The sequence below is a fragment of the Billgrantia desiderata genome (assembly GCF_900108215.1).
Lineage (GTDB): Bacteria > Pseudomonadota > Gammaproteobacteria > Pseudomonadales > Halomonadaceae > Halomonas > Halomonas desiderata.
This window is the reverse complement of the sequence record NZ_FNVC01000001.1, coordinates 228368-254390: the sequence shown is the minus strand read 5'-3', so window position 1 is coordinate 254390 and position 26023 is coordinate 228368. Positions and strand designations below refer to the sequence as shown.

21 protein-coding genes are annotated in these 26023 nt (G+C 65.7%); 6 read left to right on the top strand and 15 right to left on the bottom strand.

What is annotated here, in order from left to right; genetic code table 11:
* The first annotated feature begins 3 nt into the window (after window positions 1–3).
* The 3 genes from C4S71_RS01175 (at window position 4) to C4S71_RS01165 (ending at window position 2950) form a co-directional block, all read left to right on the top strand.
* A complete protein-coding gene (locus C4S71_RS01175; protein ID WP_086509745.1) occupies window positions 4–987 on the top strand; it encodes a TRAP transporter substrate-binding protein in 984 nt (327 codons plus the stop codon).
* A 64-nt stretch (window positions 988–1051) separates the two neighbouring features.
* Window positions 1052–1615: a TRAP transporter small permease gene (locus tag C4S71_RS01170; protein ID WP_086509744.1), complete on the top strand. Its 564-nt coding sequence runs from the start codon at window positions 1052–1054 to the stop codon at window positions 1613–1615.
* 30 nt (window positions 1616–1645) lie between these two features.
* On the top strand, window positions 1646–2950 hold the full coding sequence (locus C4S71_RS01165) for a TRAP transporter large permease (protein WP_103967925.1): 1305 nt from the start codon (window positions 1646–1648) through the stop codon (window positions 2948–2950).
* Between the two features lie 16 nt (window positions 2951–2966).
* On the opposite strand, the gene C4S71_RS01160 is transcribed toward C4S71_RS01165, so the two are convergent.
* From C4S71_RS01160 to osmF, 8 genes are all read right to left on the bottom strand, one after another.
* The gene (locus tag C4S71_RS01160; RefSeq protein WP_103967924.1) at window positions 2967–4799 is read right to left on the bottom strand and encodes a protein kinase domain-containing protein; all 1833 of its coding nucleotides are present in this window, start codon (window positions 4797–4799) and stop codon (window positions 2967–2969) included.
* A gap of 63 nt (window positions 4800–4862) precedes the next feature.
* Complete coding sequence (locus C4S71_RS01155) at window positions 4863–6515, bottom strand: dihydrolipoyllysine-residue acetyltransferase (RefSeq protein WP_103967923.1); 1653 nt, start codon at window positions 6513–6515, stop codon at window positions 4863–4865.
* A gap of 27 nt (window positions 6516–6542) precedes the next feature.
* A complete protein-coding gene (locus C4S71_RS01150; protein WP_086509736.1) occupies window positions 6543–7520 on the bottom strand; it encodes an alpha-ketoacid dehydrogenase subunit beta in 978 nt (325 codons plus the stop codon).
* A gap of 1 nt (window position 7521) precedes the next feature.
* Entirely contained in the window at window positions 7522–8745 is a 1224-nt protein-coding gene (locus tag C4S71_RS01145; protein WP_103967922.1) for a thiamine pyrophosphate-dependent dehydrogenase E1 component subunit alpha, read from the bottom strand.
* Window positions 8746–9034: 289 nt separating this feature from the next.
* Window positions 9035–9787, bottom strand: a complete 753-nt coding sequence (locus C4S71_RS01140; protein WP_103967921.1) for an ABC transporter permease — start codon at window positions 9785–9787, stop codon at window positions 9035–9037.
* Window positions 9784–10725, bottom strand: coding sequence for an ABC transporter ATP-binding protein (locus tag C4S71_RS01135; RefSeq protein ID WP_086509734.1), 942 nt, complete (start codon window positions 10723–10725; stop codon window positions 9784–9786). The genes C4S71_RS01140 and C4S71_RS01135 overlap by 4 nt, the downstream gene beginning before the upstream one ends.
* Window positions 10722–11888: an ABC transporter permease gene (locus C4S71_RS01130; RefSeq protein WP_103967920.1), complete on the bottom strand. Its 1167-nt coding sequence runs from the start codon at window positions 11886–11888 to the stop codon at window positions 10722–10724. Before C4S71_RS01130 ends, C4S71_RS01135 begins: the two co-directional genes overlap by 4 nt.
* A 3-nt stretch (window positions 11889–11891) precedes the next feature.
* Entirely contained in the window at window positions 11892–12806 is a 915-nt protein-coding gene (gene osmF / locus C4S71_RS01125) for a glycine betaine ABC transporter substrate-binding protein OsmF (protein ID WP_103967919.1), read from the bottom strand.
* Between the two features lie 80 nt (window positions 12807–12886).
* Here osmF and C4S71_RS01120 point away from each other — a divergent pair, with 80 nt between their 5' ends.
* Window positions 12887–13879 (top strand): DUF1853 family protein, encoded by a 993-nt coding sequence (locus tag C4S71_RS01120; protein ID WP_103967918.1) that lies wholly within the window; start codon window positions 12887–12889, stop codon window positions 13877–13879.
* A 52-nt stretch (window positions 13880–13931) separates the two neighbouring features.
* Here the strand turns inward: C4S71_RS01120 and cysS are convergent, their stop codons facing one another.
* Window positions 13932–15338 (bottom strand): cysteine--tRNA ligase, encoded by a 1407-nt coding sequence (gene cysS, locus C4S71_RS01115; protein ID WP_103967917.1) that lies wholly within the window; start codon window positions 15336–15338, stop codon window positions 13932–13934.
* A 1-nt stretch (window position 15339) separates the two neighbouring features.
* Window positions 15340–17019 (bottom strand): glutamine--tRNA ligase/YqeY domain fusion protein, encoded by a 1680-nt coding sequence (locus C4S71_RS01110; RefSeq protein WP_103967916.1) that lies wholly within the window; start codon window positions 17017–17019, stop codon window positions 15340–15342.
* 155 nt (window positions 17020–17174) lie between these two features.
* Between C4S71_RS01110 and C4S71_RS01105 the strand changes: the two genes are divergently transcribed.
* Together C4S71_RS01105 and C4S71_RS01100 are read left to right on the top strand one after the other, a co-directional pair.
* Entirely contained in the window at window positions 17175–17684 is a 510-nt protein-coding gene (locus C4S71_RS01105; RefSeq protein ID WP_103967915.1) for a peptidylprolyl isomerase, read from the top strand.
* Between the two features lie 25 nt (window positions 17685–17709).
* On the top strand, window positions 17710–18471 hold the full coding sequence (locus C4S71_RS01100; protein ID WP_103967914.1) for a UDP-2,3-diacylglucosamine diphosphatase: 762 nt from the start codon (window positions 17710–17712) through the stop codon (window positions 18469–18471).
* A gap of 9 nt (window positions 18472–18480) precedes the next feature.
* Here C4S71_RS01100 and C4S71_RS01095 read toward each other — a convergent pair whose 3' ends face one another.
* The 5 genes from C4S71_RS01095 to clpX all read right to left on the bottom strand — a co-directional run bounded on the left by C4S71_RS01095 (window position 18481) and on the right by clpX (window position 26014).
* The gene (locus tag C4S71_RS01095) at window positions 18481–19536 is read right to left on the bottom strand and encodes a CobW family GTP-binding protein (RefSeq protein ID WP_086509726.1); all 1056 of its coding nucleotides are present in this window, start codon (window positions 19534–19536) and stop codon (window positions 18481–18483) included.
* A 148-nt stretch (window positions 19537–19684) separates the two neighbouring features.
* A complete protein-coding gene (locus tag C4S71_RS01090) occupies window positions 19685–21502 on the bottom strand; it encodes a SurA N-terminal domain-containing protein (RefSeq protein ID WP_103967913.1) in 1818 nt (605 codons plus the stop codon).
* A gap of 229 nt (window positions 21503–21731) precedes the next feature.
* Entirely contained in the window at window positions 21732–22004 is a 273-nt protein-coding gene (locus C4S71_RS01085; protein WP_086509724.1) for an HU family DNA-binding protein, read from the bottom strand.
* A gap of 176 nt (window positions 22005–22180) precedes the next feature.
* Window positions 22181–24586 carry an endopeptidase La gene (lon, locus tag C4S71_RS01080; RefSeq protein WP_086509723.1) on the bottom strand — a complete coding sequence of 802 codons (2406 nt, stop codon included), beginning with the start codon at window positions 24584–24586 and terminating at the stop codon, window positions 22181–22183.
* Window positions 24587–24736: 150 nt separating this feature from the next.
* A complete protein-coding gene (clpX, locus tag C4S71_RS01075) occupies window positions 24737–26014 on the bottom strand; it encodes an ATP-dependent Clp protease ATP-binding subunit ClpX (RefSeq protein WP_010628479.1) in 1278 nt (425 codons plus the stop codon).
* Between the last annotated feature and the right edge of the window lie 9 nt (window positions 26015–26023).

Sequence of the window (26023 nt, the reverse complement as noted above, 5' to 3'; positions counted from 1 at the left end):
AAAATGAACAAGATCCTGTCCCGCTCCGTGCTGATCGCCGCTGCCTGCGGCCTCTCCACGACCGCCAGTGCCGCCCAGTGGACCATGGCCACCCCCTACGGCGATGCCAGCTTCCATACCAAGAACGTGAAGCAGTTCGCCGAGGACGTGGCGGAAGCCACCGGTGGCGAACTGACCATCAACGTCCACAGCGGCGGCTCGCTGGTGGCCCACGGTGAGATCAAGCCTTCGGTACGCCGCGGCACAATCGAGGCCGGCGAGATCTTTCTCTCCACCCTCTCCAACGAGGACCCCATCTTCGAGGTCGATACCCTGCCGGGCGTGGCCGGAAGCTACGAGGAAGCCTTCGAACTGTGGCAGGCCACCAAGCCGCTGATCACCGAACTGTTCGCCAATCAGGGCATGATGCCGCTCTACGCCGTGGCCTGGCCGGCCCAGGGCATCTATACCGACTTCGAGCTCGACGATGCCGAGCAGTTCGAGGGCCTGCGGGTGCGCGCCCCCAACATCAACACCCAGCGCTTCGTCGACTACCTGGGCGGCAGCCCCACCGAAACCGAGGAGTCGGACATTCCCACGGCGTTCAGCACCGGTCGGGTCGACGCCATGATCACCTCGAGTTCCACCGGTAACTCGATGACCGCCTGGGATTACGTCTCCCACTACACCGACGCCAACCTGTGGCTGCCGAAGAACATCGTGTTCATCAATCAGCGCGCCTTCGATCGCCTGGACGAAGCCACCCAGGAAGCGCTGCTGGAGGCCGCCGCACGGGCCGAGGAGCGCGGCTGGCAGATGAGCCGTGACGACAATCAGGCCAGCCTCGAGGCGCTGCAGGCGAACGGCATCACCGTCTCCGAGCCGAACGATGAGGTTGCGGCCGCCCTGCAGGCAGCTGGCGACCAGCTCTTCTCGGCCTGGGAGAGTCGTGCCGGTGAGCAGGCGAAGCAGGTACTCGAGGAGTATCAGCAGCAGCGCCAGGATTGAGCCCAACCCCAGGCGTGGCGGCTTGCCGCCACGCCTCCCTCAAGCTCGCCTCGAGGTTAGCGTCATGACCTTCAAGTTCAATGCCCTCTACCGCCTGGGTGCCCTGGGCGCGGCCGCCTGCATGGTGACCATCTGTGCCCTGATCGCGCTGCAGGTCTCGTTTCGCCTGATCGATGCCCTGCTGGTACTGATCGGCATGCGGCGCCTTGGCCTCGGCATCACCGGCGTCTCGGAGATCGCCTCCTACCTGTTGGTGGGTGCGACCTTCCTGGGCCTTGCCTACACCTTCGTGCATCACGCTCACATCCGCGTCACGCTGTTGATTTCACGGCTGCCATCGGCCATCAGGGCCTGGTTCGAGGTCTTCTGTCTGCTGGTCGCACTGGCCATCAGCCTGCTGCTCGGCTACGGCCTGGTGGAGCTCGCGCGGGAGAGCCGAATGTTCAATGACGTCTCCTCCGGCTTCCTGTCGATTCCGCTGTGGATTCCCCAGACGGTACTGGCCACCGGCGTGGGACTGCTCTGCCTGGCCCTGGCCGAGGCGCTGGTGACGACCCTGCGTATCGCCATTCGCGAGCCTAGCCGCTTCCGCGAGGCGACGGCCACCGACGACAGTGAGATTCACTGAGCCGCACTCAACCACACGGAGATACGTCACGTGCTGATACTCAGCCTGGCTACGATAATGACGCTGGCCGTCCTGCTCGGCAGCGGGGTGTGGATCGCCTTCGCCCTGATCGGCACCGCCTGGGTCGCGCTGGCCTTCTTCAGTCCCTTCGCACCGGGCCCGATCCTGGCTTCCGATTTCTGGGGCGCCAGCTACGGCTGGGATCTGACTGCCCTGCCGATGTTCATCTGGATGGGCGAGATCCTGTTTCGCTCCGGCCTCGCCGACAACATGTTCCGCGGCCTCTCCCCCTGGCTCAACCGCATGCCCGGCCGCCTGCTGCATACCAACATCATCGGCAGCGGCATGTTTGCCGCCGTGTGCGGCTCCTCGGCGGCCACCTGCGCCACCGTGGGCAAGATGACGCTGCCGGAGCTGGAGCGCCGCGGCTACGACAGCAACATGGCCATCGGCACCCTGGCCAGCGCCTCCACGCTGGGGCTGTTGATCCCGCCCTCCATCGTGCTGATCGTCTACGGCGTGGTAACCGAACAGTCGATCTCGCGGCTGTTCATGGCCGGCATCGGCCCGGGCCTGATGATCCTCGCCCTGTTCATGACCTACCTCATCGTCTGGTCACTGGTGAGCGGCAATCGCAAGGGCCTCACCGGCGCCGACGAATCGTCCATGCCGCTGGGCCAGAAGCTGCGCCAGACCCTCGAGCTGCTGCCCATCCTGCTGCTGATCGGCGGCATCATCGTGTCGATCTACGGCGGGCTTGCCTCGCCCACCGAGGCCGCGGCCGTCGGCGTGGTGCTGTCGATGCTGATTGCCCGCTGGAACGGCAACTTCAACGTCAGGATCTTCAGCGACTCGCTGTTCGCCGCCATTCGTACCGCCTGCATGATCGCCTTCATCATCGCCGGCGCCTCGTTTTTGACCTCGGCCATGGGCTTCACCCAGGTGCCCATGCAACTGGCCCGTACCATCGGCGAGATGGGCCTTTCGCCGACCATGCTGCTGGTGGCGCTGACGCTGCTGCTGCTGGTGATGGGCTGCTTCCTCGACGGCATCTCGCTGATCCTGCTGGTCACCGCCATCATCATGCCGCTGGTCAGTGCCGCCGGCTTCGATCTGATCTGGTTCGGCATCTACCTGGTGATCGTGGTGGAGATGTCACAGATCACACCGCCGGTGGGCTTCAACCTGTTCGTGATCCAGGGCCTCACGGGCAAGGACATCCTCACCATCACCAAGGCCACGCTGCCGTTCTTCCTGCTGATGATGCTGTCGATCGCGCTGATGCACCTGTTCCCCGAGATCGCGCTCTACCTGCCCCAGAGCATGAGCCGCTAGGAGAAGTGCCCGGTCCCTATGGGTGCCGGGCGCCCTCCTCCCTCGGATTGCGCGGATAGTAGCGCTCCGGCTGCCGCTCCACGTGAGCGAAGAAGCGCGTGTCCTTGTAGGGCATCTTCATGAACCCGGAAACCCCCAGTCCCTCGATCAGCCCCACCGCATCGAGAATGTCTTCGAGACGCTCGCGAAACTCCTCCTCGCGGGAGGGGTCGAGCAGGCGGTAGTAGCTGTGGATCTTGAGATGCTGGGGCAGCGCTTCGAAGATGATCATGCCGGTGTGGTGAATGTCGTTGAGCGCCTCCAGCGAGGTGATGATCGGCTCCGGCAGCACCAGAAACTCCTCGGGGTCGGGGCCGTCCTCGAAGTAGCTGTGCAGCCGGCTGCGGTCTTCCAGTTCAGGCACCGCGCTGACCTCGTAGCGCAGCCGCATGCCGGGCTCGATGACGAAGGGATGCGCCGGGCTCGACCGATCGAGGTGCAGGGTGTCGCGGGCGTTGAACAGGCAGCTCTTGAAGATGCCCTGGCGGTAGATGGCACGCGCCAGGTTGACCATGTTGTTGACCGCCGCCACGAAGGCCGGCTTGAGCGAGGAGTCGTGCAGATTGAGCGAGGTGTCGATGTAGACGCCGTCGGCTTCCCAGCGCACGGCCAGCCCGCCCACCACCGGGTACTTGCCCAGCCGGCTCACCGCGGCGAGAAAGGCCTTCTCGGTCTCGCCCATGCCCTGCATGAAGTTCTTGTAGTAGCGATCCAGCTGCACGTCGTTGACGTCGTTGAGCGTTTCCGCTCCGCCCTCCTCGCGCAGGAACGCCTTGCGCGAGCTGTAGACCACGGTGTCGATCTCCCGCGTCATGGGCCGCACCCAGGTGGGCACCAGCGGCGCTTCGGCTGCACCTGGCAGATCGATCATCACCACCCGCGCCAGGCGCGGCATCTCGCGAATGAAGTGGTCGCCGGCGCGCTGGCGCACCCGCGGGTCGGGGTCGAGCATGCCGTCGAGCATGCGGGCGAACTCCATGGGCAGCCCCAGCGAGGTGGCGGGAATGGCACGATGACCGAAGCGACACGACTGTGCCGAGGCCAGCGCATAGAGGGTGCCGGCCGTGCCCTGCTCGTCGAAGCGCGGCGACGACAGCGCGCCGTTGAGCTGCTCTTCGCCGATGAAGTAGACGTCGCCCAGCCGCGCGTTGGTCTGCTGAAGGTTGTCCGACATTAGTTCCATGACGTTGGCCGCCACGAACTGCTGGTTGGCGTCGAGCTGGGCGAACACCGACGAGCCCCAGTCGATCAGCGCGACCTCCTCGCGACGGGCATCGAAGACCAGATTGGAGGGCTTGATGTCGCCGTGCACGATGGGCCGCCCAGCGGGTCCCGCCTCGCGTCGCAGGCTGCGCAGGATGTCGGCGAGCTGATCGGCGATGCGCACCACCAGACGCGGCGAAAGTCGCCCCTGACGCAGCGACACCTCCTCCAGGTTGAGCCCGGGGGCGCGCTGCATCACCAGGATCGACTGGTTGCGCACGCGCTGAAAGGCGATCAGCCGCGGCACCCGCGGGTGATCGACCTGCTCCAGCATGAACGCCTCCTCCTCGAGGCGGTCCTGCACCTGCTGGGGCAGGTTGACCCGGGTGAACTTGAACACGTACTCCTCGCCGTGGGCCGTGATGCCGGCGAAGACGAAGCCGTAGGCGCCCTTGCCGATCAGCGCGATGTCACGGTAGCCCAGCTGCTCGAGCTGGGCCTGACACAGCGCCACCCACGCCTTGAGCTTGCGCGCGTCGTCGTGGCTAAGCAGATAGATGGACTGCTCTTCCGGAATGTAGAACTGCTGCAGCGGTGCCTGAGACATGGGTGTCCGCCTGTTGCTGGGAGCCGTCATCGGATGATCCTTTCCGAGACGGCTCGCGTCCGGCTAGCCGAGATGCAGCAGCATGGTTTCCGGGCTTTCGAGATAGCCTCTCCAGGCATTGCAGAAGCGCGCGATGGTGCCGCCATCGATCACCCGGTGATCCCCCGCCCAGGTGACGGTCATGATCGCCCGTCTCACCACCTCGCCACGCTCGTCGAAACGCGGCAGCCACTGGCTCTTGCCGATGGCGACGATGGCCAGCTCCGGCACGTTGATGATCGGCGCCGCATAGGTGCCGCCGAAGGCGCCGATGTTGGAGATGCTGATGGTGCCACCCTTGAGATCCTCCTGGGCCACCCGCCCTTCCCGGGCCGCGGCGGTCAGCCGCTGGATCTCGCGGGCCACCTCGAGCACGCTGCGCTGCTCCACCCGCTTGACGTTGGGTACGATCAGCCCCGCCTTGCTGTCCACCGCCATGCCAACGTTCACTTCGGGCAGATAGTGGATCTCGCTGACCTCGGGGTTGAGCCGCGCGTTGAGGATCGGCTCCTCACGCACCGCCAGTGCCAGCGCCTTCATGAAGAACGGCATCAGTGTCAGGCGCACCTGCTGCGCCTCGGCCGCGGGCTTGAGTCGCTCGCGCAGCGCCAGCAGTTCGGTGACGTCGATCTCCTCGCCGTATTGAAAATGCGGAACGGTGCTGGCCGACTCGACCATGCGCCGCGCCATCACCGCGCGCACGCCACGAATCGGCTCGACGCGAACCTCGCCGGCTTCATGCCGTGACGGTGCTGCGCCAGACGGCGTTTCGCTCTGCGGGGCTGGGCTGGCCGGTCGAGCGGCAGGCGGCTCGCCCTGCTGCTGCGGGCCCTGCTCGAGAAAGCGCAGCACGTCTTCCTTCAACACGCGGCCGTCCTTGCCCGAACCGGCCACGGCTTCGAGATCCAGGCCGTGCTCGCGTACCAGACGCCGCACCGCAGGGCTCGCCGGAATGCGCCCGTAGGGGCCGCGTCCGCCGCTAGCCACCGGCGCGACCCTGTGCTGCTGCGCCGCCTGGGGCGCGGAGGGCGACGGCTGGCCGAGGTCGGCCTGGGCCTCGCCCGGCTCGACATGCGCCGGCACGTAGGCGTAAAGCGGCGCATGTACCTTGGCGATCTCGCCCTTGGCCACGTGAAGCTTGCTCACCGTGCCGGCTTCGGGGGCGGTGATCTCCACCAGCGCCTTGTCGGTCATCACGTCGACCAGCGGCTGGTCCTCGGCGATCTCGTCGCCCTCGCCGACCCGCCACTCGACCACTTCGCACTCGACGATGCCCTCGCCGATGTCGGGCAGAATGAAATCCTTGGCCTTGGCACTGGTCGCGGCCCTGCCGTCGGCCGGCGACGATGACGCAGCGGGCGGCGGCGCTTCCGCCGCGGGGCTTACCACTTCGTCCTCTTCCCGTGCGGCGGGTCGCGGCGGGGTCTCGAACTCGACCTCTCCGGTGGCCTCATAAGCGAACAGCGGGGCGTGCACCTTGGCGATGTCGCCCTTGGCCACGTACAACCGGGTCACGCGGCCGGCTTCGGGGGCGGTGATCTCCACCAGCGCCTTGTCGGTCATCACCTCGACCACCGGCTGGTCCTCGGCGATCTCGTCGCCCTCGTTCACCCGCCATTCGACCACTTCGCACTCCACGATACCTTCGCCGATATCGGGCAGCATGAAATCGCTCATCGTTCTCTCCTGTCCTGATATCGGGCGTCAGAACGCCGCGGATGCCTTGATCGCTTCGAAGATCTTGAGGTGGTCGGGCAGATACTCCTTCTCCAGCGTCAGCGGGAAAGGCGTATCCAGGCCCGTCACCCGTTCGATGGGCGACTCCAGGTACAGGAAGCAGCGCTCCTGGATGGTGGCGGCGATCTCGCTGGCAAAGCCGCCGGTGCGCGGCGCCTCGTGGGTGATCACCAGGCGGCCGGTCTTGAGTACCGACTCCACCACGGTGTCCTCGTCCCACGGCAGGATGCTGCGCAGATCGATCACCTCACAGGAGATGCCCTCCTTCTCGGCCAGCTCCACGGCACGGTCGATCACCTCCATCTGGGCGCCCCAGCCGAGCACGGTGATGTCGCTGCCTTCCTTGGTGACCTCGGCCTCGCCGATGGGCAGCTGGTAGTCCTCCTCGGGCACCTCGCCCACCGCGGCGCGGTAGAGGCGCTTGGGCTCGAAGAAGATCACCGGGTCGGGGTCGCGAATGGCCGAGAGCAGCAGCCCTTTGGCTTGGTAGGGATTGCGCGGCACCACGATCTTGAGACCCGGCGTATGGGCGAAATAGGCTTCCGGCGACTGGGAGTGATAAAGACCGCCGGAGATCCCGCCGCCATAGGGCGTGCGGATGGTGAGGCCGCCGACGTTGAACAGATCGCCCGAGCGGAAGCGGAACTTGGCGGTCTCGTTGACGATCTGGTCGAAGGCCGGAAAGATGTAGTCGGCGAACTGGATCTCGGCCACCGGTACCGAGCCCTGGGCCGCCAGGCCGTTAGCAAAGCCGATGATCCCCTGCTCCACCAGCGGCGTGTTGAAGCAGCGCGCGCGACCGTACTTCTCCTGCAAGTGGCTGGTGGCGCGGAAGACCCCACCGAAGACGCCGACGTCCTCGCCGAAGCAGAGCACCTTTTCATCCTCGGCCATGGCGATGTCCAGGGCGTTGTTGATCGCCTGCAGCATGTTCATTCTGGGCATCTCAGGCTCCTCCCTGCTCGTCGCTGGACTTGTGGTCGCCACCCGGCCTGACGTCGGGGTCGAGCGAACGGGCGCCCTTCGGGTAGGCATCGGGATACTTGCGAATGTGGGTCTTCAGCGCATCGAGCTGACGCTGCAGCGCCGGCGTGACATCGGCGTAGACATCGGTCACCAGGCTCTCCAGCGGCGGCGGCGGACGCTTCTCGGCACGCTTCATGGTCTCGAGCACCTCGCGGCGCAGGCTCTCCTGAAGCTCCTTCTCCTCCTCCTCGCTCCACCAGCCGCCGTCGATCAGCCAGCGCTGCATGCGCAGGATGGGATCCTTCTCGCGCCAGGCCTCCTCCTCCTTGCGCGAGCGATAGCCCGAGGGGTCGTCGGACGAGGAGTGAGCCGCCAGGCGATAGGTCATGGCCTCGATCAGCACCGGCTGGTTCTGCTCCACCGCGATCTTGCGCGCCTCCTGGGTGGCACGATAGACGGCCAGTACGTCGTTGCCGTCGACACGAATCACGTGCATGCGATAGCCGAACGCCCGCGGCGCGATCCCGTCGGCGGCAAACTGCTCGCTGGCCGGCGTCGAGATGGCGTAGCCGTTGTTACGACAGAAGAAGATCACCGGCACCTTGTGCACCGACGCCATGTTCAGCGCGGCGTGGAAGTCGCCCTCCGAGGCCGCACCCTCGCCGAAGAAGGTGATGGTGCAGTGGCCTTCGCCGGCCAGCTTCTGGCCGTAGGCGTAGCCGGTGGCCTGGGGGATCTGGGTGGCCAGCGGTGACGAGATCGTCATGTAGTGCAATTTGCGCGAGCCGTAGTGGATCGGCATCTGCCGGCCCTTGCCGTAGTCGAGTTCGTTGCCGAACAGCTGGTTCATGAACTCGTCGTAGCTGAAGCCGCGATAGACCAGCGCGCCCTGCTCACGATACTGGGCCATGATCATGTCGGCATCGTCGAGCGCTGCGGTGGCGCCGATCACCGCGGCCTCCTCGCCGGTGCACTGCATGTAGAAGGAGAGCCGGCCCTGACGCTGCGCCGCCATCATGCGCTCGTCGAGCACTCGGGTGACGAGCATGGCCCGGTAGATTCTCAGCGCCTTCTCCTTGTCGAGCTCGGGCGCCTCGGCCCCCTCGAACAGGGAGCCGTCCTGCTGCAGCAGGCGAAAGGTGGGGATGTGGAACTCGTCGCCGGTCATGAAGCTAGGCGTGTGGACATCGTGTGTTGTTGTCATCTTCCTGGTCCTTGGGTAATGGCAGGAGGAGTGCCGCCCCTCGTGAGGGCAGTGTTGACTCTAATGTAGCCGTCTGCCAGAGGGTCTCTCCAGCAGATCGCCAACGCTGGAAAAGTTGACGTTAACGTAAGATGAATCTAAACGCACCTATTTTGCTATACAAGCCCCCTCTCTACGACGAATGCACTATCACTGCCGCCAGCCATAGCCGAACGCTCCGTGAGCTCAGCATCACCCGTGATATCGACCTGGCAAGCGCAGCCTGGAGCGAGCGGGCGTCGGCCCGCGCCTAGCCGCGCCGCTGCAGGCGCTCGAAGAGGCTGTCCACGGCCAGCGCCAACAGGCCGATCAGCACGGCCCCCTGGACGATGTAGGCGGTATTGCCGTTGACGATGCCGGAAATGATCGGGTCGCCCAGGTTGCTCGCCCCCACGGTGGTGCCCAGAGCGGCGGTGGCGATATTGATGGTGACCGAGGTGCGGATACCGGCAAGGATGAAGGGCGCGGCCAGCGGCAGCTCCACCTGGCGCAGTACCTGCCACGGGGTCATGCCCATGGCGCGGGCCGCCTCGTGCACCTGCGGGTCGATGCTGTCGATCCCGGCCAGGGTGTTGCGCACGATGGGCAGCAGCCCATACAGCAGCAGCGCGACGATGATGGGCAGCGTACCGAACCCCAGAGCGGGCACCGCCAGGGCCAGCACGGCGACCGGAGGAAAGGTCTGACCGATGGAGGCCAGCTGCGACACCAGCGGCAGGAAGTCCCTGCCGAACTTCCGGGTGACGGCCACCGCGGCGGAGACCCCCAGGGCCACCGCCAGCAGCGAGGCGATGCCCACTACCAGCACGTGCTGGCCCAGCAGGGTCAGAAAATCGGCGCGGCGATAGATCACCTGCCGCAGGTCGGGTTCGAGCAGGCGGAACAGCCACTCGAGATGCCCCATGCCCAGGGTCAGCAGCAACAGCAGGCTCAGCCAGACGATCGGCGCCAGCCACCGCTGTACGGCCGAGCCGTGTGTCGTCGACGACGCAGCCGAACTCATGGCACCTTGGCCCCGAGCAGGCGGCGCAGCGACAGCTCGCCGATGGGAATGTCCTCTTCGTCGACCACCGTCAGCCGGTCGACCCTGTGCCAGAGCATGACCGACAGCGCCTGGCTCAACGAGGCGCCGTAGGGAATCCGCTCGCTGGCCAGCAGCCGCGGCCCCAACGGCAGCATGTGCTCGCTGACCTGGATCAGCGCCGCCTCCTTCAGGCCGCGGTCCATGCCGCCCAGCAGCGACTCGACGAAGGGATTGGCCGGCTCGCGCAGCAGCTCGACGGGTGAGCCCTGCTGCACGATCCGCCCCTGGTGCATCACCACCAGCCTGTCGGCGAGCGCCAGCGCCTCGTCCATGTCGTGAGTGACGAAAACGACGGTCTTGTGCAGGCGCGCCTGCAGCACCCGCAGCTCATCCTGCAGGGTGGCCCGGGTGATGGGGTCGAGGGCGCCGAAGGGCTCGTCCATCAGCAGGATGTCGGGGTCGGCGGCCAAGGCCCGGGCCACGCCGACACGCTGCGCCTGGCCGCCGGAGAGCTGGCGCGGGTACTTGTCGGCGAACTCCGCCACGGGCAGGCCCAGCAGCTGCATCAGCTCCTCCACCCTGTCGCGCACCTTGCCCTTGGGCCATTTCAGCAGGCGCGGCACCAGACCGATGTTGCGCGCCACCGTCCAGTGGGGAAACAGCCCGGTACTCTGGATGACGTAGCCGATCCGCCGTCGCAGGGCGACTTCGTCGAAGCTGCGCACCGGCTGGCCGTCGAGATGAATCTCGCCGCCGTCGTGCTCGATCAGTCGATTGATCATGCGCAGGGTGGTCGACTTGCCGCAGCCCGAGGTGCCGACCAGCGCGCACAGCTCGCCCTTCTCGACACGCAGCGAGATACCGTCCACGGCGGTCTCGTCGCCGAAACGCTTGGTCACGTCGAACAGTTCGATCATGCGGCCCCTCCCGGGCGAAGACGTTCACTCAAGGCGCCGATCAAGGCATCGGCGACCAGGGCCAGGCCGATGATCGGCAGGGCGCCCAGCAGCACCATGTCCATGGCCGCCTGCCCCAATCCCTGGAAAATGAAGGTGCCGAGCCCGCCGGCACCGATCAGGGCCGCCACCGCCGTCAGGCCGATGGCCTGGACGGTGGTGATGCGCACGCCCTCCAGCACCACCGGCAGTGCCAGCGGCAGGCGCACCTGCAAAAAGACCTGGCGTCGGGCCATGCCCATGCCGCGGGCGGATTCGATCACCGCCGGGTCCACCTCTTCCAGGGCGACGAAGATGTTGCGAACCATCGGCAGCAGGCTGTAGCCGAGCAGGGCCAGGAAGGCCGGCGCCCAGCCGATGCCGCTGACTCCCAGCGCCGCCAGCCAATCGACCCGCGCGCCGAGCCAGGCAAGCGGGGCCAGCAGCAGGCCGAACAGCGCCAGGCTGGGAATGGTCTGGAGAAAGTTGAGCACGCCGAAGCCGACACGCCGCACCCCGGTGTGCCTGCGCATGGCCAGCACCAGTAGAGAGGCCACCACCAGGCTGGCCCCCACCGCCGCCCCGACCAGCGCGAGATGTTGCTGGACGGCACTGGCGAACTGGTCGCTGCGGGCGTGATATTCGCGCAGCAGCGCCAGCGGCTCCAGCCACAGTGACAGCGCCAGCCACCAGCCGAGCAGCATCGGCACCAGCAGCAGCCAGCCCAGCGCACGCGACATGCCGAGCCGGGTACGTAGCTCGATCAACACCAGCAGCAGCAGGAAGAGCAGCAGCCACAGCGCACTGCCGATACCCACTCGCGCCTGGGGCATATCCGGCGTCACCAGCACCGCCGTGGCCGCCGCCAGCCACAGCGGCAAGAGCGCGAGCAGCGCCATCACCACGCCAAGGGAAAGCGTCAGCCCCTTGCGGTTCGGCCGCCAGGCCAGCACCACCACGGCGAGCATGGGTACGGCTATCAGCAGCGCCGGCCAGCCGCCCACGACCTCGAGCGCGGCGTAGGGCGTGCCGGGCACGATTCGGTTGGGCGCGACGCTGACGGCATCCAGCGTCAGCCAGGCCGCCGTCGCGGCCAGCATCAGGCTCGACAGGACCCAGTTGGGAGATTGCCTGGTCTCGCCCACGCCTCAGTCCTGCAGCTCGGCCAGATACTCCTCGGCGACTTGGCGCGGATCGAGCCCTTCCACCGCCACCTTGGCATTGAGCTCCTGCAGAATTTCCAGATCGAGGGACTGGAACAGCGGCTCGAGCAGTTCGGCAATCTCCGGGTAGGCCTCGAGCACTTCCTCGCGCACCACCGGCGCCGGCTGATAGACCGGCTGCACCCCGAGCGTATCCTCCAGCACCACCAGGTCGAGCGCGCTGAGCCCGCCGTCGGTGCCGTAGGTCATGGCGGCATTCACCCCGCTGGTCTGCTGGGCGGCGGCACGCATGGTAGCGGCGGTATTGCCGCCGGAGAGCACCAGCAGCTGATCGCTGCTCAGCTCGAAGCCATAGGCCTGCTGAAACGCCGGCAGTGCCTGTTCGGACTCGACGAATTCGGCGCTGGCGGCGAACTTGAACTCCCCGCCGCCGTCGAGATACTCGGCCAGGTCCTCGAGGGTCTCGAGGCCATGCTCCCGGGCCAGGTCGCCGCGCACGCTCATGGCCCAGGTATTGTTGGCCTGGGCCGGCGCAAGCCACACCAGACCGTTCTCGGCGTCTCGTTCACGCACCGTTTCGAAAGCGCTCTCGGCATCGTGCCAGACATCGCTGTCGGTCATGTCGAAGAAGAAGGCCCCGTTGCCGGTGTACTCGGGATAGAGGTCGATCTCGCCGTTCAGCAAGGCCTGCCGGACGATGCTGGTGGCGCCGAGCTGCAGCCTGTCCTCCGTCGGGATGCCGCCCTGCTCCAGGCGCTGAATGATCAGCTGCCCCAGCACCGAGCCCTCGGTATCGATCTTGGAAGATACCGTGACCGGGTCACCGGCATGCACGCCGACGGCGAAAAGCAGGGAGCCGGCCGTCACGGCCGCCACAGACAAGTAGCGTTTCATGATCATCACCATCCTATGGGTATGTCGGTAGAGTATAAGGCGTGTACAGTTTGACTGTCAGACCCGTTCTCAACGCGGAGCTCCCCATGGATGCGGACGGTACCGCCCTGCTCGCCCGTTGCCATCACCCCCTGGTGCGCGATCTGGCCTGGATCGTCATGGCGCCGGACCTGATCGCCATGCCCTGGCCCGGACGCCCGAGCCGGGCGGACTTCGGCCTCGAACGGGACGAGCGCCTGCTGGCCTACCTCGACGAACTGGAAGCCAACCCCGAGGGCCTCGAGCGCCGGGCGGGCAGCACCGTCGATGGCCGCATGGGCCACTATCACGAGCGCCTCTGGCAATTTCTGCTCGACACTGCGCCGGGCACCCGTCTGCTCGCCAGCAATCTTCGCATTCACCAGGGCAAACGCACCCTGGGGGAGCTCGACCTGCTCTACCGCCGTCGCCACGATCCCACGCCCATTCATCTCGAAGTGGCCATCAAGTTCTACCTGGGCCTGCCGCAAGGCCCCGGCCCGAACGACGACCAGGCACGCTGGATCGGTCCCGGCGGCGCCGACAGCCTCGCCACCAAGCGCGAGCATCTGGACCGCCATCAACTGCGTCTGACCGAGCATGCCGAGACCCGGCTGACCATCCACCAGCACACCCAGCCCCGCGACATCGGCCCCGCGCGGACGGAGACGATCAGGCAACAGTTGGCGATGCCCGGCGTGCTGTTCTATCCCTGGCACCGGCCGCTGCCGGCACCGCACGAGGCAACGACCGATCATCTGCGCGGAGAGTGGCTACACTGGCGCGACTGGCGGCGGCTGCGCGACGGACTGAGGCGGGACACCCGCGCCGCCTGGCTGGTCAAGCCGCACTGGCTGGCGCTGCCGCGGGACGAGGCCTTCCTGCCGTTGGACGACGTCGAGGCGCGTCTGGCGCAGCATTTCTCACGGCCCGCCTCGCCGGTGCAGATTGCACTGCTCGGCTCCGCCGGCCCGGGCAGCGCTCGTCGACGGCTGTTCGTCGTCGACGACAGCTGGCCATTGCAGATACCGCTGCCGCCCTACCCGCGCACGCCCAGGTGAAACGACAACGCCCGGCCAGAGGCCGGGCGTATGCGAACTGCAGGCACGAGGCTCACTGCTCGGGTGGCTCGTAGACCCAGCTCGTTCCCTCGCGGGAATCCTTGAGCACGATACCGAGTGCGGCGAGCTCGTCGCGGATGCCGTCGGCGGCGGCGAAGTCTCTGGCCTGCTTGGCCTCGGCACGCTGGGCGATGCGCGCTTCGATCTGCTCTTCGCTCAGCGGCAGCGCCGCCTGGTTGCCCTTGAGGAAGGCCTGCGGATCCTGGCCGAACAGCCCCAGTACGCCGCCCAGACGACGCAGCTCGGCGGCCAATGTCGGCGCCTCACCGGGGGCTTCCTTCCTGGCACGGTTGAGCTCGCGCACCAGCTCGAACAGCACCGACAGCGCTTCGGGCGTGTTGAAGTCGTCGTCCATGGCGGCGGTGAAACGCTCGGCGAAGCGGCCATCGCTCACGCCAGACGCAGCGTCCGCGCCGAGAGCCTCCATGCCTTCGAGCGCGGTGTAGAAGCGCTCCAGCGACTTGCGCGCCTCACCCAGCGACTCCGGGGCGTAGTTGATCGGGCTGCGGTAGTGGCTCGCCACCAGCAGGTAGCGCACCACTTCCGGGTCGTGGACTTCGAGCACCTCGCGGATGGTGAAGAAGTTGCCCAGCGACTTGGACATCTTCTCCTGGTTCACCCGCACCGCCCCGGCGTGCATCCAGGTATTGACGTAAGGCTTGCCGGTGGCCGCCTCGCTCTGGGCGATCTCGTTCTCGTGGTGCGGAAAGGTCAGGTCCGGGCCGCCGCCGTGGATGTCGAAGGTATCCCCCAGGCAGCAGGTCGACATCGCCGAGCACTCGATGTGCCAACCGGGCCGCCCCTCGCCCCAGGGCGAAGGCCAGCTCGCCTCGCCGGGCTTGGCCGCCTTCCACAGCACGAAGTCGAGGGGGTCCTCCTTGTGCTCGTCGACCTCGACCCGGGCGCCGGCGCGCATCTCGTCGGGATTGCGGTTGTTGAGCTTGCCGTAGCCCTCGAACTTGCGCACCCGGTAGTAGACGTCGCCGTTGGCGGCCGGATAGGCATAGCCCTTGTCGATCAGGGTCTCGACCATGGCGATGATCTCGCTCACGTGGCCGGTGGCCCGCGGCTCGCGGTCCGGGCGCAGCACGCCGAGGCGCGCCTCGTCCTCGTGCATCGCGGCGATCATGCGCTCGGTGAGCGAGGCGATGGTCTCGCCATTCTCGTCGGCCCGCTTGAGGATCTTGTCGTCGATGTCGGTGATGTTGCGCACGTAGGTGACGTCGAAGCCGCGCCAGCGGAGGTAGCGGGTGATCACGTCGAACGCCACCATCACCCGGGCGTGGCCCAGGTGGCAGTAGTCGTACACGGTCATGCCGCAGACGTACATGCGCACCTTGCCCGGTTCGATCGGAGCAAACGGCTCCTTGCGTCGCGTCAGCGTGTTGTAGATCTGCATGTCAGCCCTTCTTCTGTATCTTTGCCCAACTGTCCTTCAGCCCAACGGTGCGGTTGAACACCAGCTTGCCGTCACGACAGGCATGGCGGTCGGCACAGAAGTAGCCCATGCGCTCGAACTGATAACGCGACTCGGGGGCGGCATCGGCCAGGCTCGGTTCGCCCATGGCCTGACAGATCTGCAGCGACTCGGGATTGAGATGCTCGAGGAAGTCGGCGTCCTTGTCCTTGTCCGGCTGCTCGACCAGGAACAGGTTGTCGTAGAGACGCACCTCCATCGGCACCGCATGATTGGCGCTGACCCAGTGGATCACGCCCTTGACCTTGCGCCCTTCGGGGTTCTTACCCAGGGTATCGAAATCCACCGAGCAGCGCAGTTCCACGATCTCGTCGCTGGCGTCCTTCACCACCTCGTCGCAGCGGATCACGTAGGAGTTGCGCAGACGCACCTCCTGACCCGGCGCCAGGCGGAAGAACTTCTTCGGCGGCTCCTCCATGAAGTCGTCGCGGTCGATGTAGAGCTCGCGGGTGAAGGGCACGCGGCGCACTCCCATGTCCTCACGGGCCGGATGGCCCGGCACCTCGTAGACCTCCTCGTGGGACTCCGGCACGTTGGTCAACACCACCTTGAGCGGATTGAGCACGCACATGGCGCGCGGGGCGTTGTCCTCCAGATCCGAGCGGATGGCATGGTAGAGCATGGCGATGTCGACCAGGCCGCCGTCGGCGCGGGTCACGCCGATCATCTCGCAGAACTTGCGGATCGACGCCGGGGTGTAGCCGCGCCGACGCATGCCGGAGATGGTCGGCATGCGCGGGTCGTCCCAGCCGTCGACGATGCCCTCGTCCACCAGCAGCTTGAGCTTGCGCTTGGAGGTGAGGGTGTAGTTCATGTTGAGCCGCGCGAATTCGATCTGGCGCGGCTTGCACGGCACCGGCAGGTTGTCGAGGAACCACTCGTAGAGCGGGCGGTGGTCTTCGAACTCCAGGGTGCAGATGGAGTGCGTCACCCCTTCGATGGCATCCGTCTGACCATGGGCGAAATCGTAGGAGGGATAGATCTTCCAGGTGTCGCCGGTCTGGTGATGATGGGCATGACGAATGCGGTAGAGGATCGGGTCGCGCAGATTGATGTTAGGCGAGGCCATGTCGATCTTGGCTCGCAGCACCCTCTCGCCCTCGTTGAACTCGCCGGCACGCATGCGCTCGAGCAGGTCGAGGTTCTCCTCGACGCTGCGCTCGCGCCAGGGGCTCGGACGGCCCGGCTCGGTCAGCGTGCCGCGATATTCGCGGATCTCGTCGGGCGAGAGATCGTCCACGTAGGCCTTGCCCTCGCGAATCAGATGCTGCGCCCAGGCGTAGAGCTGATCGAAGCAGTCGGAGGCGTAGCGCACCGGCCCCGCCCACTCGAAGCCGAGCCAGCTGACGTCCTCCTTGATGGCGTCGATGTAGGCTTGCTCTTCCTTGGCCGGGTTGGTGTCGTCGAAGCGCAGGTGACAGTTCCCACCGAACTGCTCGGCCAGGCCGAAGTTGAGACAGATGGACTTGGCGTGCCCCACGTGCAGGAAACCGTTGGGCTCCGGCGGGAAGCGGGTGACGACCTTGTCGGCACGACCGGCCTCGATCTCGTCGCGGATCTGGTTGCGGATGAAATTCGGCGCACTGGCGTTTTCGGTGGTCATGTTGTTGCGGCAAACCTCTGGTTGGATCGCGAGTCTGGGTGGGGCCCCGAATGTCGATGAACCCGACACGCTTCGCGCATCGATGCAAAACGGCTATTATAACGCCACGCCCATGCACGGCGCCAAGGCGCGCTCCCATCGTACAGGAAACTTCGATGATCATTCTCGAGACCAGCTTCGGCGACATCGCCATCACCCTGAATCACGAACAGGCGCCCAAGTCCGCAGCCAATTTCGAGCAGTACGTGCGCGACGGCCACTACGACGGCACCCTGTTCCATCGCGTCATTCCCGGCTTCATGATCCAGGGCGGCGGCTTCGACCGGGACTTCAACCAGAAGCCGACCCGCGACCCGATCGAGAACGAGGCCGACAACGGGTTGAAGAACCTGACCGGCACTCTGGCCATGGCCCGCACCCAGGACCCCCACTCCGCCACCGCCCAGTTCTTCATCAACGTGGCCGACAACGACTTCCTCAACCACAGCGGTAAATCGCTGCAGGGCTGGGGTTACTGCGTGTTCGGCGAAGTGGTGGAGGGCATGGACGTGGTCGAGCGCATCACCGCCGTGGACACCACCCGCCGCGGCATGCATGCCGACGTGCCCGCCGAAGACGTGATCATCGAGCGCGCCTACGTCAAGGACGCAGCAGACGACAGCTGAGCCGCAGCCAACCACGGGATTGCTCATGAGTTCCACCCTGCTGATCTCCGACCTGCATCTGCACCCGGCTGCGCCCGAGGTCACCGAGGGCTTCCTCGGCTGGCTCGAGCGCAGAGCCCGCGGCGTCGATGCACTCTACATCCTGGGTGACTTCTTCGAGGCCTGGATCGGCGACGATCTGCTCGATCACGCCGACCAGGATCCCAGCGGCACCGGCAAGCTGGCCCTGCGAGTGGCCGCCGCCCTGCGCCGCCTGAGCGACGAAGGCACCCAGATCTACCTGATGCACGGTAACCGCGACTTCCTGCTCGGCCACCGCTTCGCTGCCGCCTGCGGGGCCAAGCTGGTCACCGATCCGGCCGTGCTGCGCTTCGCCGACGAGCCGGTGCTGCTGATGCACGGCGACAGCCTGTGCACCCGCGACGAGGCCTACATGACCTTTCGCGAACAGGCCCGCAACCAGGCCTGGCAGGAGCAGGTGCTGGCCATGCCGCTGGCCGACCGCCTGCAGCTGGCCGCCGCGCTGCGGCAACAGTCCGGCGAAGCGACCTCCAACAAGGCCGAGGACATCATGGACGTCACCCCGGAAGAAGTCGTGCGCACCATGCGCGACTACGGCGTGACGACCCTGATCCACGGCCACACCCATCGTCCCGCCGTGCACGAGCTCGAGGTCGGCGACCTCCCAGCTCGCCGTATCGTGTTGGGCGATTGGCAGCCCGGCAAAGGCTGGGAAATCGAGATCGGCCCCGATGGCGACCCCAACCTGCGGGAAATCGCCCTCTGAGGAGCTGACTCAAGGCAGCGCATCGACCTCTTCGCCGCTCACACGACAGGCGTGAATGGCGGCGAGAAGGTCGTCTGCCGGCGGCATGTGCGCCGCCTCGCCGATCAGCTCCAGGCGCGAGTCCTGACGCCAGACGCTTGGCGTCAGGCTCGCCGCCCCCTCGCCGCGGTTGTAGAGCTTCCATCCGGCATCGGTGTGCAATACGCCCTTGACGCGCAGCGCGGACGGCAAGCGATCCAACAGCAGGGTCAGGCGGTCGAGATCGAACACCTCGACGGGACTCCAGCGCCACCCCAGCGTGTGGTAGCCCAAGGCCCGACCGCTCGCCGCCACCGGCTGCCCCGGTCGAGGTGCCGGCACCACGAACTCATCCAGTACCGGCATCCGAGCGCCAGAGTCGCGCAGCGCCGCATGCCCATCGCGCACGCTTCCGGCCGCCGTCGAGCGGTGACGGCCACCTGCCAGCAGTACGTTCACATCCAGTTCGCCATGGGCAGCGTGCACCACCCACTTCTTCGGCGGCCAGAGCTGCTGCACGAAGGCCTCGGCAGCGGCGACCGCCTGCGCCCCGCTGCGGTCGGTCATGGTCAAGGCGACGGCGTCGGCCATGGCCAGCTGGTCGTTGAAGGTGTCGTGCTCCCGCACGCGGGGATCCTCGAGTCGGGACGGATCGAGCAACGCCACGATGTCCTGCACCACCAGCACGTCGGCAAAGGCCTCTCCACGCAGCGTGTCGAGCAGGCCGGCGGGATGACCGAGCCCCGAAGGCTCGATGAGCAGCCGGTCGGGCCGATGGCGATGCAGCAGGTTGACCAGCGTGGCCTGCAGCACGAACGCCAGCTGACAGCAGAGACACCCACCGGGCAGTCCCTTGACGATCACGTCGTCCCGCGACTCGAACATGGTCTGATCGATACCGACCTGGCCGAACTCGTTGATCAATACCGCCCAGCGCTCGTTTGCCGGCTTCTGCTCGATCAGGCGCTGGATCAGCGTGCTCTTGCCGCTGCCCAGAAAGCCGGTGAAGAGATGTACGGGTATCGATCTTAGCGGCGTGGCAGCCATGAGCGCTCCTGCAACACTATTGTTATAGAGTAACACATCAGCTAGCCAGGGCAGCAAGCTTCTTCAGCACAAGATAACGGTATAAAGCCGGGACAGAAGATAAGGGGGCATCGCCCCCTTATCGGTACCGCATGGCAGGCTATTGCCCTCAGCGGCGGGTGACCTCGGAGGTCTCCCGCAGATGGCTGCGCAGTCCCTGCACGGCCGCCTGAGCCCGCAGCTGCTCGGCCATGCGCGCCACGAAGGCATCGATCTGCTCGTCGGGTTCGCCGGCAGTGACGTCGTCGAGTGCGATGAGAATGACCCTCTCACCATCGCTGGTGTGGCCGAACACGGCCTCGCCCGTCTCGGGATGCGGCAAACGGAAGGCGGCCTGGAGCACCGAGCGCGGCACGTTGTCCCGCTGGCGCGTGGCCCCTTCGACCTGCTGCCAGTCGAGATCCAGCTCCTCTCCGGCGCGCAGGCGCTCGACCTGCTGACGCGCCACGTCGAGCAGCATCTCACGCTGCTTGATCCGGGTCACGGATGCCGCCACACGCTCGCGCACTTCCTCGAGCGGCAGCACGGTGGCCTCACGATGCTCGGCAACCCGCAATACCATGCGGCGATCGTCGTCGAGCTCAATGACTTCACTGTTGAAGCCCTCGACCAGCACATCCTCGCTGAACGCCTCGCTCATCACGCCCGGCTCGGAGAGTATGCCCTCGCCGCCTTCACGCGACACCCAGTCGCTCTCGTGGAGCTCGAGCCCCAACCCATCGGCCACGCTGTCCAGGTCGTCGGCGGCAAAGCTCTCATCGATCAGGGACTGCACGCGACGGTTGAAATCGCCGGTGACCTGGTCGAGCGCCAGCTCACGGGCCAGATCGTCACGCATCTCCTCGAAGGATGGCTGATCCAGACCCGTGACCTTGATCAGATGCAGACCGCTGCTGGTTTCCACGATGCCGGAGACCTGCCCGGGCGCGAGCGCGAAGGCGGCATCGTCGAAGGCGTCGCCGAAGAAACCGCGACTGATCACACCGAGATCGCCACCCTGCTCGGCGGACGCAGGATCGTCGGAGTACTCGAGCGCCAGGGCTTCGAAGTCATCGCCCTCGGCCAGACGCTGGCGAACGGCTTCCAGCCGCTCCACGGCTTCTTCTCGCGTGCGTTCGCCGTTGTGGGTGGCCATGATGTGGGAAACGCGCCGATCGGCGTCACGACCGCGGTTCTGCCACTCCTGCCGCAGCGCCTCCTCGTCCACCTCGACCTGGCCGGCCATCTCCTGACGATCGACGATCACGTACTCCAGACGCACCTGTTCCGGTCGCTGGTAATTGTCGCGATGCTCCTCGTAGTAGGCGAGCAGCTCCTCCTCGCTGACCTCCACCGGCTCGTCGAGCGCATCGGCGTCCAGCGCATGGTAGCGGAAGCTGCGCACCTGCGACTGCAGTGCCGACAGGGTTTCTCGCTCGCTGTCGAGCACGAAGTCACTGACGGCCAGACCCTGCTGCAGCTGCTGCCGCTTGAGATCGACGCGCAGCGCAGCACGGAATGAGGTTGGCGTGAAACCGGCACTGGCAAGGCGGTTGCGGAACAGGTCGGCATCGAAGCGGCCGCTCTGATCCTGGAACTCGGGCAGGGTCACGATGACCTGATCGAGCTGCTCGTCGGAGAGATGCAGCCTGCCCTCCTCGGCAAAGGCCAGCAGCAGGCGCTCGCCAATCATCTCGTCGAGTACCTGCCCGCGCAGAGCCCGCTCCTGCTCGGGCGGCACCTGGCCGGAGCGGATCGCGCGCTGCACCTCCATCTCCAACTCCTGACGGGTGATGGACTGGCCGTTGACCTTGGCGACTTCATCGCCGCCGCCGCCGAATAGCCCCACCAGGGACTCGACACCGAACAGCGCCATGGTGACGACCACGGCACCGACGATGATCTTGGCACCCCAACTCCTGGAGCGGTCACGAATACTTTGCAGCATGCAGGCCTCGGTAACTGATTGTTGGCTGGCAGTGGGGCCATATTATACGGTGGCCCGGCCTCGCGGACCATGGCTGAGCGCCCGGCTGGACATCGGTGCGGGGCGCCGACGCCAAATCAAGCCGCATCCGCCAAAAAATAAGGCGCATCGCCGAAGCGATGCGCCTGATGGTTTGCTTCCGACGCTGGACCGCCCGCTACCGGGCTGGCGGAGCAAACAATCCGTTGACTCAGTTGACGGAGTCTTTCAGTGCCTTGCCGGCCTTGAAGGTCGGCACCTTGGCTGCACTGATCTGGATCGGCTGGCCGGTCTGCGGGTTGCGGCCGGTACGGGCGGCACGCTCCTTCACCGAGAAAGTACCAAACCCGACGAGTGAAACGCTATCCCCTTTCTTGAGGCTCTCGGTAACGGTATCGACCATGGCATCCAGTGCACGAGACGCAGCGGCCTTGGGAATATCGGCAGACGCGGCGATGGCTTCGATCAGCTCGGATTTGTTCACACTTCACCCCTTGACGGTTTCAGTAAATGGCTCTAATCGGCGTGCCTTTCGCCCGGCAACACGATCACAGCACGGCTGGCAGTTTATAGCAATGCTGTAAAAGAGGTGTCAAGCAACTGCGGCGCCAAACCGCGCCATATCGAGGTTTTCTCCCCGAAATGGCACGGCAATTATCGTTAATGTGTACTGATCATCGTTGAAGAAGAAGCCGAATCATCAGTTCGGGATTCTTCCCCGCTGGTATCGGAACTTGCCACCAACGCCGACGCCAGTACCTCATCGATCCAACGGACTGGCCGGATATCCAGCGCGTCCTTGATGTTATCCGGAACCTCCTTGAGGTCACGGCGGTTCTCTTCCGGAATTAGCACGATCTTTATACCACCGCGCCGTGCCGCCAGCAATTTCTCCTTCAACCCTCCGATCGGCATGACCTCGCCACGCAGATTCACTTCCCCCGTCATGGCCAGGTCGCAGCGGATGGGTCGTCCGGTATAGGCGGACACCATGGCGGTCACCATGGCGATGCCGGCGCTGGGGCCATCCTTGGGCGTGGCGCCCTCCGGCACGTGAATGTGCAGGTCTTCCTTCTCGAAGCGCTCGGGCTCGATGCCCAGCGACTCGGCGCGAGCACGCACCACGGTATGCGCCGCACTGACCGACTCCTTCATTACATCGCCCAGCGAGCCGGTCTTGTTGATACGCCCCTTGCCCGGCGTGACCACCGACTCGATGTTCAGCAGCTCGCCGCCCACCGAGGTCCAGGCCAGCCCGGTCACGCGGCCCACCTGATCCTCCTTGTCGGCCAGACCGTAGCTGTAACGGCGTACCCCGGCATACTTCTCTATATCGTCGGCGGCGAGGAATACCGGCGCCTGAGCCCCCTTGCCTTCGTATTCGAGCCGTTCGCGAAGCACCTTGCGGCATACCTTGGCGATCTGCCGCTCGAGCTCGCGCACGCCCGCCTCACGAGTGTAGTAGCGAATCAGCTCCAGCAACGACTCATCGGAGAAGCCGAGTTCGTCCTCCTTGAAGCCGGTGGCCCGCAGCTGCTTCGGCACCAGGTAGCGCCGGGCAATGGCGAGCTTCTCGTCCTCGGTGTAGCCCGGCAGGCGAATCACCTCCATGCGGTCCAGCAGCGGGCCGGGAATGTTCATCGAGTTGGCGGTACAGATGAACATCACCTCGGAGAGATCGTAGTCGAGCTCGAGGTAATGATCGTTGAACTTGTCGTTCTGCTCAGGATCGAGCACCTCGAGCAGCGCCGAGGCCGGGTCGCCGCGGTGGTCCATGCCGAGCTTGTCGACCTCGTCGAGCAGGAACAGCGGGTTCTTGACCCCGGCCTTGCTCATGCGCTGGATCAGCTTGCCGGGCAGCGAACCGATGTAGGTGCGGCGATGTCCGCGAATTTCGGATTCATCGCGCACGCCGCCCAGCGCCAGGCGCACGTACTTGCGGTTGGTGGCTCGCGCGATCGACTGGCCCAGCGAGGTCTTGCCCACCCCGGGCGGGCCCACCAGGCACAGCACGGGTCCCTTGAGCTTCTTGACGCGCTTCTGCACGGCCAGATACTCGAGGATACGCTCCTTGACCTCCTCGAGGCCGTAGTGGTCCTCGTCGAGCACCTTGTGCGCATGCGGCAGGTCGTGCTTGACCCGGGTACGCTTCTTCCAGGGCACGCCCACCATCCAGTCGAGGTAGGAACGCACCACGGTGGCTTCCGCCGAACTCGGCGACATCATCTTGAGCTTGCTCAGCTCCTGCAGGGCCTTCTCCCGCGCCTCCTTGGGCATGCCCGACTCTTCGATGGCAGCCTCGTACTTCTCGGCCTCGTTGGGCACGTTCTCGAGCTCGCCCATCTCCTTCTGGATGGCCTTCATCTGCTCGTTGAGATAGTACTCGCGCTGGGACTTCTCCATCTGGTCCTTGACCCGCGAGCGGATGCGCTTCTCCACCTGGAGCAGGTCGATCTCCGATTCGATCAGCGCCATTAGGTGCTCGATACGGTCGCGCACACGATCCATTTCCAGCAGCTGCTGCTTGTCGTGGATCTTGAGCGAGAGATGGGCACAGATGGTGTCGACCAGCCGGCTCGGGTCCTCGATGCCGGAGAGCGAGTTGAGGACCTCGTTGGGTACCTTCTTGGACAGCTTGACGTACTGTTCGAACTGGTTGAGCAGCACGCGCACCAGCGCCTCCTGCTCACGCTCCGTCAGGGGCTCGCTATCGCGCAGCACCGCCTCCGCCATGCTGTGTCCGCCGTCGGCATGGTGGACTTCGCGCAGGTCGGCCCGCGAGACACCCTCGATCAGCACCTTGACGGTGCCGTCCGGCAGCTTGAGCAGCTGCATGATCTCGGCGATGGTGCCGATGGTGAAGAGATCGTCGGTGCCAGGGTCGTCCTGACCGGCTTCGCGCTGGGCGACCAGCAGCACACGCTTGTCGGCCGCCATGGCGGCGTCCAGCGCCTGGATCGACTTCTCCCGGCCGACGAACAGAGGGATGACCATCTGCGGATAGACGACGACGTCGCGCAGTGGCAGGAGGGGCAGACTGAGAGTCTGAACGGCGTTCTGCTGCATCGCAGACGTTCCTCAAAACAGAAATCGGTGGATACAGGGGGTGTGGGGGCGGCACACCCCCTTTGCAAGGGGTGCGGCGAACCACATGAAAAAGGGGCCGCCCGAGCGACCCCTTTTCGTCACGGGCGTGACGGCAACTGCCGGACGGCTTCAGCCGTCGGTGCCGTCCACCCGCTGATCCTGCTGGGAGTAGATCAGCAGCGGCTCGCTGTCCCCGGCGATGACCGACGCATCGATGACCACCTTGGTCACCCCCTCCATGGAGGGAATCTCGTACATGGTGTCGAGCAGAACCGACTCGAGGATGGAGCGCAAGCCGCGCGCCCCGGTCTTGCGCGCCATGGCCTTGGCCGCCACCGCACGCAGCGCGTCCTCGCGGAACTCCAGCTCCACGCCTTCCATGTCGAACAGGCGGGCGTACTGCTTGACCAGAGAGTTCTTGGGCTCGGTAAGAATCTGAATCAGCGCGTCTTCGTTGAGCTCGGTGAGCGTGGCGATCACCGGCAGACGACCGACGAACTCGGGAATCAGGCCGAACTTGACCAGATCCTCCGGCTCGACGTCGGCAAGCAGATCGCCCACGCCCTTGGTCTCGTCCTTGCTCTTCACCACGGCGCTGAAGCCGATACCACCCTTCTCGGCGCGGTCGCGAATGACCTTGTCGAGGCCGGCAAAGGCGCCCCCCACGATGAACAGGATGTTGCCGGTGTCCACCTGCAGGAACTCCTGCTGGGGATGCTTGCGACCGCCCTGCGGCGGCACGGAAGCGGTGGTGCCCTCGATCAGCTTCAGCAGCGCCTGCTGCACGCCCTCGCCCGAGACGTCGCGGGTGATCGAGGGGTTGTCCGACTTGCGCGAGATCTTGTCGATCTCGTCGATGTAGACGATGCCGCGCTGGGCCTTCTCCACATCGTAGTCGCACTTCTGCAGCAGCTTCTGGATGATGTTCTCGACGTCCTCGCCGACGTAGCCCGCCTCGGTGAGGGTGGTGGCATCGGCGATGGTGAAGGGCACGTTGAGCAGGCGCGCCATGGTCTCGGCCAGCAGCGTCTTGCCGCTGCCGGTAGGACCGATCAGCAGGATGTTGGACTTGCCGAGCTCGACGTCGTCGCCCTTGATGCCGGCGCGCAGACGCTTGTAGTGGTTGTACACGGCCACGGACAGCACCGTCTTGGCGCGATCCTGACCGATGACGTATTCGTCCAGGGTGCGACGAATCTCGCGGGGAACGGGCAGGCGCTCCTCATCGCTCTCGGCATCGGCATCGAGAACTTCCTCGCGAATGATGTCGTTGCACAGGTCGACACACTCGTCGCAGATATAGACGGACGGGCCTGCAATCAGCTTGCGCACCTCGTTCTGGTTCTTGCCACAGAACGAGCAGTAGAGCAGCTTGCCGCCTTCGTCCTTGCCTTTGCCGTCGGCCATTCGCGTACC